Genomic DNA, 10,712 nt, shown 5'->3' with positions numbered 1-10,712 from the left:
CCTTTACCCAGTGAAGAAGTAACACCGCCTGTTACAAAGATGTACTTCGTTTCTTTTTTACTCATTAGATTAGGTTTGTGCAAAGTTAAAGCATACGGACTAGAAAAGCAATTTTAGGCTTCTTAAATATTTAATAATTCTGAGTGACGTTTTAAATCTTAAATTTAATTTGACTACGTCGAACTTTAAGCTTTCTTAAAAAAAAGAACGGCGTTTATTCTTCATTAAACATTAAGAAATTAAAACAATCAAACTACATATCCTGTTAAGAAATCAATTTATTGATTTATATTAAGATTTTTAAGGACATTCTTTTTAAAAATTTAATTTAACGAAATTAAAGCTTAGGCTTGCTTAATGTTAATAATTATTCGAAATAAAACTTATCACAAGGCTTTGTAATGTGTTACTTTAGCGACAAATTTTAAAAGATGAATTTTGACATCCAATCGGACAAAATAATTTCCGAAAGCTTTCTCAACATTGATAAAACGACTTTTCTAGAAGCAGCACACTTTGTTCAGAATTTGGATTACAAAAGAAATCTTGACAAAAATAATATGCTAGTTGTCCTTAATGATAATTTTGGAACTTGCAGTACCAAACATGCATTGTTAAAACGTTTGGCGGACGAAAATCAAAAATTCGACATTCAATTAATTTTGGGTATTTTTGAAATGAACGCAGATAATGCACCTCAAATTAAAGAGATTCTAGAGCAGCATCAACTCGATTACATTCCCGAAGCGCACAATTACCTGAAATGGAATCATCAAATCCTTGACTTTACAAGTCGCACTTGGCGCAAAGAAAACTTTGAATCTCAACTTTTAAAAGAAATCGAAATTCAGCCAGAGCAAATCACAGATTTTAAAGTTAAATACCACCAAAACTTCCTAGAAGACTGGCTCGACCAACATCCCGAAATCCCCTATTCTATCGAAGAAATTTGGAAAATTCGCGAAGATTGTATTTTGGCATTATCGAGAGGTTGATTGGTATTTAATAAAGAAAACAAATATTATTTTGATTCTTCTTTTAACGGCTTTGTGTTGAATTTGTATCTTTAGCTAAAGTAACTGAGAGCCTATTTAAAAATTTTACCGAAACATATTTTTAAACTATTCAAGTCTTCTTTGCTAAATTTAAACAGGCTCTTAGCAATTGATCAACACAAAAAGCTATGAAAAATCTAATACTGTCTACTTCTATTCTATTTTCCTTTTTGGTAAGTTGCCAAGAAAGCCACAACAAAAATTTAGGAAATAAAAGCGATAAAAACCTTGAAGAACAGCTTCTCCAAAAGCAAATCCAAAACGGATATTTATTAAAAGAAGACGGACTAGATGCCAGCAGTAACTATCAATATACTAAGCAAGACTTTTTGGTAAGTCAACAGATTTCTTTAGAAATATTAAAAAACAGTGGCTATATTTTTCCTTCCGCCAACGACTTTAACGCAAAAATAAAAGAGGTTTATAAAGTCAACACTTCCAAAGATTTAGTCAATTTCTTAATCGAATATCCTTGTCCTCGCGAAAAGATAGTTTATCAATTGGATGGAAATTATGTGACCAGCAACAACAATCCACTCTTTATTGATACGAAGAATAAAATACTTTCGGAAGCTTTATTTATCCCAGAACTAATAGATTACAAAACTAAATTTCCAGCCGTTGCGAAACTTGAAAATAATATTCCTGCAACAAAAAAGGATAAAGATGGTACAGTCTATAAAATAATAAAGTGGAAAGATTTCGAAGAATTAACCGAAGTCAGAAACGATAATATTCAAAAATTAATTAATAGAAACAAATTCTTGTTTAACAATGATAAAGCGAGTTTTGATTGGCTAAGACTTCATGACCAGATTTTTCTAGAATCTTTAGTGAAAAATTTTGGCTACGTCAAAGATGCTAATTTGTTAGCTTGGTATATCGACAAATATAGTATTGAAAATTTCGAAAAAAACAAGGAAGATTGTCTAAGTGTTTTTTATGTAAAAAATTGTAACGACAGCTTTGAAATTCATCCCGAGGCTTTTACCTACATGGAAAAAGATGCAACTAAATATTCATCACAAATTCTATCTATACTTGACGAAATAAGATCTGGAAATTTAAAACTAAACAGCCTTAACTTTAGCGAACAATCAAAATTAGTTGCTTATTTGCTTTACTTTGGCGAGAAACATAAATCCAAAACAGGTTTAACAAATGCCTTTATGGGAAGTTTTTACAAACATTCTTCGCCCGATTTGCAAAAGAAATATGATGAAGAGTTTCGAAAGAATAAATACTATCAGCTTCCATCATTTGAAAAACTTTGGAATGATGCCAAAATCGATGGTGACGGACTTGGTCTTGACATGTAGTTTTAAAACTTTTTACATAATTGAAAAAGTTCCAGAGGCGGCGCATCTTCGATGCGCCGCCTCTGGATCTCCCAAATCCTACCAATAAAAAGTTCGTCCATTGACGACAGTTTCGGTTTCACCAGGAACAAAGTCATCCATTTTCGGTAACGGAATTTTCTTCTTCAAGTTGCGTGACCAAGATTTTGAGGCATTCAGTTTTTCGTCGGAAGAAAGTTCAGATTTATAAGATGCAACAATATCACCTGTCGAAAGGTTGTAATCGAACTTTCCAAAATAATCTTGCGGTGCACCAAAATCGATTAAAGCACCAATCAAATACCAATCACCATTCTGAAAACGATAACGATGGATGTACGACCATTTGTCGCGACTTCCTCCAAAATGCTTCACCAAGATGCATTTGTTTTTTATCGATACACCATCAAACGGATTTCCCATCATCCCACCATGATCCGAAGACAAAACTGCAGAAAAATTCTGGTGCCACAATCGCCATTTTCCGTCTTCCTTTTTATAAATCGCTAAAACTTGTTGACTTCCTATATCGCCACCATCAGGGGATGTATAGACCGCAACCGCTTCATCTTGTTGATCATCATTGAGATTTCCGTAAGCAATTTGTTTCAACGTCCAATATTTTGGTGTAAAATCCTCAACTTTATCATGCTTCTCATCTGGAATTTCCGACACATAATCTCCAGCTTGGATTGCGGCGTCACGCTCCTTATTTTCTTTATCAATCTTCTCAGCATAAATTGGAACAGTCGTTAAATACTCTGTTGCACGTTCATCAAAAGTTGGCGCTTTCTCTGGCAAAAATTCTGACGGCGAATTATAGTATTTAATCTCTCTAATAATATGCTCAACAAGTTTATTCTTTTTTTCAATTCCGCTTCGGATTTCTTGCCAATATCTTTTGGACTCAATCCAATTTCCCTTTTCATCGTAAACATAATCCCAAGTGTAAATGTCAAGCGGATTACCTGTGCGCTCAGAAGTTTGTTCAAAAATTTGATTGCCTTGCTTGTTATACTTTTTAATAATTTTCGTTGACTTTTCAGTTCCCAACATATCGTATTGTTGCGTTATACGTTCAGTAAAATCTGCATTATAGGTGTATTCCGTTTTGTTTTCCAAACCTTTTTCATTAACCCAATTTTCCCAAAGCGGAAAACCTTTATCATTATAACTATAATTCGCTGTTCGTCCCTCCACATAATAACCGTCAATCTGATAAGGAAGATATTGGTCGCCAAAAGCGCGGTAGTAGGACTTCCGAGCATATCGGACAGGCATGTCAACAACATATTTATCTTTAAAAAAAGTAAAGGTATCCACCGTCGACAGCAAAGAATCATAGCTATAATGCATTAAATCAACTTTAAAATAATCTGGCTTAATCTCCTTTTTATAATTCATCAAACCTTGGAATTGAAGCTTATTCTTTCCATTAATTTCGTAAGCCAATTCGTAGTCCAAATAATTCTTTTTGTCGTAATGAAGCCACGAATAATCTATTGAAGTATCATTATTTGTCTTGTTGGTTTTAAGAATTAAATTCCCATTGCTTCCGTAATAAAAATTCACTTTGTAAATCGTCCCATCATAGTATTTTTCATTAAAAAATATTTTGCCATCAGGTTGGAATTTAATTAATGATATAGGATAAAAATTTTTGTTTTGATTTTTCTTAACCTGATTTGAAACAAAATTTGTTTTCTCCGAAGTATAAACTTTAATCGACGAAATTAAAAATGGCGACTTAACAACAGTATCAGCTTTTGCTTGTCGAATACTAGAATTCCCAATTTCTTTATTAAAAAACTTAGCATCAACAATCTGAGATTTAACAACAGAAAACTGCAAAACAATAAAAAGCAAAATATATTTTTTCATCCTTAAACTTTGTCTTACTAAAATAAAAAAAACACTCGAAATGAGTGTTTTAATATGTTTAAAAAAAATAAATCCTTAGTGAATATGTTTTTCAGCATGGTAAGAACTACGTACCAACGGTGAACTTTCTACATGACGGAAACCCAATTCTTTTGCAAAAGCACCATATTCATCAAACTCTTCTGGCGTGATAAATCTTTTTACTGGCAAATGCTTTTTGGTAGGTTGCAGATATTGTCCCAAAGTAATAACATCTACATTAGCGTTTCTGATGTCTTCAATGGTTTGGAAAACTTCATCTTTAGTTTCACCAAGACCAAGCATAACACCCGTTTTGGTACGGCGTTGTCCAGCTTCCTTCAGATAGCGTAAAACATCCAAACTTCTCTCATATTTCGCTTGGATACGCACTTCACGCGTTAGACGTTTCACCGTTTCCATATTGTGAGAAATAACTTCTGGCGCAACTTCCACCAATCTGTCCAAATGTTTTGTAATCCCTTGGAAATCCGGAATCAAAGTTTCCATAGTCGTTCCGGGAGAAATACGACGAACAGCATTTACCGTTTCGCCCCAAAGAATCGATCCCATATCTTTAAGATCGTCGCGATCAACAGAAGTCAAAACCGCATGTTTAATCTTCATCAATTTGATAGAACGCGCTACTTTTTCAGGTTCGTCCCAATTAACATCCAAAGGTTTTCCAGTTTTAACACCGCAAAAACCACAAGAACGCGTACAGATATTTCCCAAAATCATAAAAGTCGCCGTCCCTTCGCCCCAACATTCGCCCATATTTGGACAACTTCCACTTTGACAAATGGTATTCAATTTATATTTATCAACCAAGTTTCTAAGCTCACGATAATTTTTACCAGTTGGTAATTTTACGCGAATCCATTTTGGTTTTTGTGTTGTGGTATCTGTCGTTAATACATCGTTACTCATTATACAACTCGTTACTTTTTAATAATTCTGCCAAGACTTTTTTAGCTCGCATAATGCGCACCTTGGTATTGGCAACTGATAGGTTAAGCTCTTCAGCTATTTCTTTAATACTTTTCTCCTCAAAAAATCGAAGCCTAATAATATCCTGATAATTGGCATCCATCGAAGCAACAATTTTTAGAATCTCGTCATTTTCTTCCTCCGAAATCAAAAGCTCTTCTGGTGATTTTGCAAAGTGATTTTTAACCTCATCCAAAGAATCGCTGGCATCCGTATTTTCGCGGCTTTTCTTTCGCCAAAAATCAATAACCGTATTTTGAGCAATGGTCAAAATCCAAGTCTTAAACTGAAAATTAGGGTCGTACATATCCAACTTTGACAAGACTTTCGAAAAAACATGAACGGTAATTTCGTCGGCGTCATTTTCGTCCTGAACTTTCTTCATCACGAAAGAAAAAACATCCACCCAAAAGAGATTAATCAAATGCGTTTGCGCTTTTTGATCTTTATCCTTGGCTTTCTTTACTAATTCTATTAATGCTTCTTTTTTCATTTAGAGATAAGCAAAGATACAAATTAATACTGCTAAAAAAATGATATCGTATTGATAGATTGAGACAATGAAAATGCTAAGATTAGAATTTTAAGAAAAAGAAATAATTTATAAAATTAAGATGCAAAATGCAAGTACAAGATCATTTCGTTTTTTCTAATTCTTTCAAATTATTTCGGCTCGTTTCGTTACCCAAACTGTCTCCTTTTTTCCAATACTTCTTTGCATTTGTAAGATCATTAAGCTTGAAGTAAGCGACTCCTAAATCATTATAGCAAAACTTTAGATCTTCGGGATCTTTTGTCGTACTGATATATTTCTGCAATTTTGGAATAGCCAAGTCTGGTTTTCCTTTTTCTAAATAAATGGCACTCGAATATTTAAGCGCTTTATTATTTCCAAATTTTTCGGAAAGATCAAAGTAAACCAAAGCCTCGTCGTATCGATTTTCATTAAAGTACTCGACACCTTTTTCTAAGTATTTTTCATCATCTTTTTTAAATAAAAATTGATAAGACAAAAAACCAAGAAGTGCGACTACAAGGACTATCGAAATCAGTTTCTTCATACAGAAAATATTATGAATGAATAAAGAGGAAAATTAAAAAGCTATTTTAAAATTTAAAAACAACAAACTTATTCTAATATACAGGTTTCTCGTTTTTAATATATTGTTGGTAAGCTTGCTCGTGGCGTTCTTTCTTGTTCCATTTGTATTGATGCGTCCAATAAGCCATCTTCATAGATAAAATTCCTAAACCAGCACCGAACAGAACATCCGAAATATAATGTTTGTTATTCACCATTCTAAAAACCCCGACTGTACCTGCCAAACTATAAGAAACATAAGGCATCCAAGAAAAACGATCTTTGTATTCTTCACTTAGGAAAGTGGCTGCAGCAAATGCTTGTGTTGTGTGTCCAGACGGAAAGGACATATTGTTAGAGCTATCAGGACGGTTTTCGTGGATTAAACTTTTCAAAATAAATGCAGAGCCTAAAGCCATCACTTCTCCCTTTATCAAAATCGCCGTTCGGTTGCCCAAATCTGTTTTGGATTTAACACCAAAAGCGTCCAAGGCATAAGCTGTTACAATCGGTGAAAACTGTAGAAAATCATCCAAATGCGATGTGAAATTCATAAAATGCTCATTCCGTTCTTCAACGATTTCGTTGTTAATCGATTCTGCACTTTTGCCACTTAACGCAACACCAGCAATCATCAAACCTGCTGGCACATATAATTTTTTGATTTCAAAACGCTGTCTATCGCTTGGTAACGAATTCGTTTCTCTAACAATCGCCAAACTATCAATTTGTTGCGCAAAACCAAGATTAACACAACAAAAAACCAACATCAAAATCTTTATCTTTTTAATCATCACGTGTATCAATTGAAGAACAAAGTTAGTTTTCATTTTCAAATAAATATAGAAATCATCGTTAAATTTATCTAGCTTTGGGAACTCAAGTGCAATTTCAAAACTTTTCCGATGAATATACTCCTAATAGAAGATGACAAAAGAATCAGTGATTTTTTGGTAAAAGGACTCACCGAAGCAGGCTACCAGATTAGCTTGGCAGAAACTGGTGAAGTTGCACGCGAGCTTGTTTCCGAGCATGTTTTTGATATTATCTTAATGGACATTATGCTACCAGATCTCGACGGCATGCAATTGACACAACTTATAAGGTTCAAAAAAAACTTTACCCCGATTTTGGTTCTTAGCGCACTTAACAGTCCTGATGACAAAGTAAAAATGCTGGATCTCGGCGCCGATGATTATTTGTCAAAACCATTTCACTTCGCCGAATTGCTGTCGCGCATCAAAGCTTTGACACGTCGCAATGTGCAACAATTTCAAAATTCGAGTTCAGAGATTTCTTGTAAAAGTCTTATCATCAACACCGATATGCACACTGTAACCTACGAAGGCGAAGAAGTCATCTTCTCTCCTACCGAGTACAAATTACTATTGTTGTTGATGCAAAACAAAAATAAGGTCGTTAGCAGAACTCAAATTCTTAATCATGTTTGGGGAATCGATTTTGATAGTAACACCAATGTTTTGGACGTTTATATGTCGTACATCCGCACAAAACTAAAATCCAGCGACGAAAAAATAATACACACCATCAAAGGAAAAGGTTACCTCATCAAAGATTAAAGCATGACACTTCGCAAGCGATTTATCCTCATATCGAGTTTGTCTTATGGTGTGGTTTCCATCATCACATTCATCATTATTTATGTTGGATATTACGATAGTTCTCAACAAGTATATCTTGACCGACTAAAAAATAAGGCGCTCATTTCGGCGATTTATTATTTAGAAAAAGACGAACTTCCAAAAGAGCGTCATGCCGAGGTAAAAAAAGAATACAATCATCTAATGAGCCCTGAAAATGTTGCCATTTTTGATGAAAAAAATCAACTAACCTACGGTGGCAATATTGCAGATTTTAATATTAAAGTTAAACATCTACAACAGGCACGAAGTCGGAAAACTGTGGAATTCATGTCCGATGACTTTTTCTATTATGGTATTTTCTACAAGGACAACCAAGGCGATTTTGTGGTCTTTGTCAAAAACTCCAATAGTTCCTTTAAAGATCAAATGTTCCGCTTGTCGATGATTATGCTTGCAGGACTTTTGCTGGGACTTTTATTCATTATTTTCCTGAGTATGCAACTTTCCAAAATTGTGTACAAACCTATTTCTAAAGTTGTCAAACAAATCAACAATGCTGATTATACCGACATTTCTAAAGCGATAACCTCTACCAATACCAACGACGAAATCGAAGAATTGATTAAATCTTACAACAAACTTCTTTCACATATTTCGGAAAACGTGCTGCTTCAACAAAATTTCATTAACTATGTTTCGCACGAATTCAAAACACCTTTAGCAAGTATTTCGGGCAATCTAGAAGTTTTTGCGCAACGCGAAAGAAGTCCTGAAGAATATCAAAAAGTTGCAAAAGATGCGCTCAACAATGTTTACCAAATCGAACATATTCTTAATAATTTACTTTTAATGTCGGGACTTTCAAAAATCGAAAACAGCCATCGCTTTGTCCGTATTGACGAAATTATTTGGAAAATCTACGAAAATATTCTGCCCAAAACCTTAGAATACCATACGCAAATCCACATTAATCTTGAAGTTAAAAATCCAGAATCTCTACAATATTCAGGCAACGAAACTTTGTTGTATTTAGCATTTTATAATATCATCGAAAATGCTGTTAAATACTCGAATCAAAATCCCGTTCAGGTTTTAATTGGCGAAGAAAAAGAACATTTGGTTGTCACTGTCACCGACCAAGGTGCCGGCGTCAATGCTGAAGATTTGGCTAAAATATACGACACCTTCTTCCGAGGCAAAAACGTTAAAAACATTAATGGAAGCGGCATTGGTTTGTCTTTATCAAAAACAATTTTTGAACACCACCATATTAAAATCGAAATAAAATCCGAAGAAAATTTGGGCACAAGTGTCAAATTAGTTTTATAGGTTTTGACTTGTTTTTATTAAAAATTTCAAAACTAAAAAAAACACATTTTAAGGTTCCTTTAAGGTTGTTCTAAGCTAATTCTAATAAAGCTTAAAATCGGCTTTAATGTTAAAAAAATAGCTTTGTGGTCTTAATTTTAAGACATTGAAGAAGCTAGCTTTATCCTTATTTTTTATTCATTTCATTGGTTTTATCGCTGCACAATCGGACACGATAAAACTTTCCCGAAACGAAGCCGAAAATCTTTTTTTAATAAAGAATTTTGACCTTATCACGCAACGTTTAGAAATCTCCCAAGCCAAAGCACGTGCTTTGCAAGCGAAGTTTTGGCCAAATCCTACAATCGGCATCAGCGAAGTTAATCTTTGGCGAACCTATGACGTTGAAGAATTGCCTCCACTTCTTGGTAATTGGGGAACGACCTCACAAGTTTCTGCGCAGATAGAGCAAGTTATTACAACTGCTGGCAAGCGTCGCAAAACCGTAGAATTACATCAAATTGAAGTGAATGGAGAAGAGTTCGAATTGTTAGAAATTATGCGCGAACTGAAAAAGGAACTTCGCAACACGCTCACCGATATTATCTATAATCAAAAGCATCAGCAAATCTATAAAAGCCAAATTGAGTCTTTGGAAAAATTGACTAAATCTTACCAAAACCAACTCAACCAAGGTAACATCAGCAAAGCTGAATACATACGATTGAAAGCGCAAGAATTGGATTTTAAGAAAAAGCTAATTGCGCTAAATCAAGATTTGGAAGAACTGCAAACAGAAATTAAAGGTCTTTTGATTCTTCCAGCAGCTGCCAACGTTTACATTGTTGACAGTTTAGAAATTCCAAATAAAGACATTGAAGATTACAATCTGCAAAAGTGGGTTAATATCGCGACACAGAATCGTCCTGACATCCAAATTCGCCTTAACCAAGAAAAATACGCGAAGAAGAATTTGGAGCTTCAAAATGCCATGAAGACGCCAGACATTAGTTTCACGATTAATTATGACCGTGGCGGTAGCATTATGAAAGACTTTGTCGGGGTTGGCGCTTCGATGGAATTGCCAATTTTTGACCGCAACAAGGGTAATATTCAAGAAGCTAAAATTCAGATTGAAAAAACGGATTTAGAAACCAAAAAGAATGTTCTAAAAGCAGAAAACGAAATTACCTCTGCTGTTAGAAACTACCAACGTACGAACAAAATTTTTGGAGAATTCGATGCAGATTACGAGCAAAGTCTTGACAAGCTTTTGATAAGTCATGAGAAAAACTTCCGCCTCAGAAACATCAGCATGCTTGAATATATGGACTTTTTAGAAACCTATATCGAGAACAAACTAATCATTCTGGAAACAAAAAAAGAACTTAACCAATACTTCGAAAACTTGCAATACGCCATCGGACAAGATTTATAA

10 protein-coding genes are annotated in these 10,712 nt (G+C 34.3%); 5 read left to right on the top strand and 5 right to left on the bottom strand.

Going from position 1 to position 10,712, the window contains the following annotated elements:
* Positions 1-431 precede the first annotated feature (431 nt).
* Complete coding sequence (locus Q1V95_RS11540) at positions 432-995, top strand: hypothetical protein (protein ID WP_300674035.1); 564 nt, start codon at positions 432-434, stop codon at positions 993-995.
* A gap of 188 nt (positions 996-1,183) precedes the next feature.
* Positions 1,184-2,374, top strand: a complete 1,191-nt coding sequence (locus Q1V95_RS11535; RefSeq protein ID WP_300674033.1) for a hypothetical protein — start codon at positions 1,184-1,186, stop codon at positions 2,372-2,374.
* Between the two features lie 78 nt (positions 2,375-2,452).
* On the opposite strand, the gene Q1V95_RS11530 is transcribed toward Q1V95_RS11535, so the two are convergent.
* The 5 genes from Q1V95_RS11530 to Q1V95_RS11510 all read right to left on the bottom strand — a co-directional run bounded on the left by Q1V95_RS11530 (position 2,453) and on the right by Q1V95_RS11510 (position 7,192).
* Complete coding sequence (locus Q1V95_RS11530; protein WP_300674031.1) at positions 2,453-4,273, bottom strand: hypothetical protein; 1,821 nt, start codon at positions 4,271-4,273, stop codon at positions 2,453-2,455.
* Positions 4,274-4,348: 75 nt separating this feature from the next.
* On the bottom strand, positions 4,349-5,221 hold the full coding sequence (lipA, locus tag Q1V95_RS11525) for a lipoyl synthase (protein WP_300674028.1): 873 nt from the start codon (positions 5,219-5,221) through the stop codon (positions 4,349-4,351).
* The gene (locus Q1V95_RS11520) at positions 5,214-5,774 is read right to left on the bottom strand and encodes a sigma-70 family RNA polymerase sigma factor (RefSeq protein ID WP_079666166.1); all 561 of its coding nucleotides are present in this window, start codon (positions 5,772-5,774) and stop codon (positions 5,214-5,216) included. Before Q1V95_RS11520 ends, lipA begins: the two co-directional genes overlap by 8 nt.
* A gap of 142 nt (positions 5,775-5,916) precedes the next feature.
* Positions 5,917-6,342: a hypothetical protein gene (locus tag Q1V95_RS11515; protein WP_300674024.1), complete on the bottom strand. Its 426-nt coding sequence runs from the start codon at positions 6,340-6,342 to the stop codon at positions 5,917-5,919.
* A gap of 73 nt (positions 6,343-6,415) precedes the next feature.
* A complete protein-coding gene (locus tag Q1V95_RS11510; protein ID WP_300674021.1) occupies positions 6,416-7,192 on the bottom strand; it encodes a phosphatase PAP2 family protein in 777 nt (258 codons plus the stop codon).
* A gap of 75 nt (positions 7,193-7,267) precedes the next feature.
* Between Q1V95_RS11510 and Q1V95_RS11505 the strand changes: the two genes are divergently transcribed.
* The 3 genes from Q1V95_RS11505 to Q1V95_RS11495 all read left to right on the top strand — a co-directional run bounded on the left by Q1V95_RS11505 (position 7,268) and on the right by Q1V95_RS11495 (position 10,712).
* Positions 7,268-7,942, top strand: a complete 675-nt coding sequence (locus tag Q1V95_RS11505; RefSeq protein ID WP_300674018.1) for a response regulator transcription factor — start codon at positions 7,268-7,270, stop codon at positions 7,940-7,942.
* A 3-nt stretch (positions 7,943-7,945) separates the two neighbouring features.
* Positions 7,946-9,295 carry a HAMP domain-containing sensor histidine kinase gene (locus Q1V95_RS11500; protein WP_300674016.1) on the top strand — a complete coding sequence of 450 codons (1,350 nt, stop codon included), beginning with the start codon at positions 7,946-7,948 and terminating at the stop codon, positions 9,293-9,295.
* Positions 9,296-9,440: 145 nt separating this feature from the next.
* Complete coding sequence (locus Q1V95_RS11495) at positions 9,441-10,712, top strand: TolC family protein (protein WP_300674013.1); 1,272 nt, start codon at positions 9,441-9,443, stop codon at positions 10,710-10,712.

Source organism: Soonwooa sp. (assembly GCF_030151385.1).
GTDB lineage: Bacteria > Bacteroidota > Bacteroidia > Flavobacteriales > Weeksellaceae > Soonwooa.
This window is presented reverse-complemented; position numbering and strand designations above follow the sequence as displayed.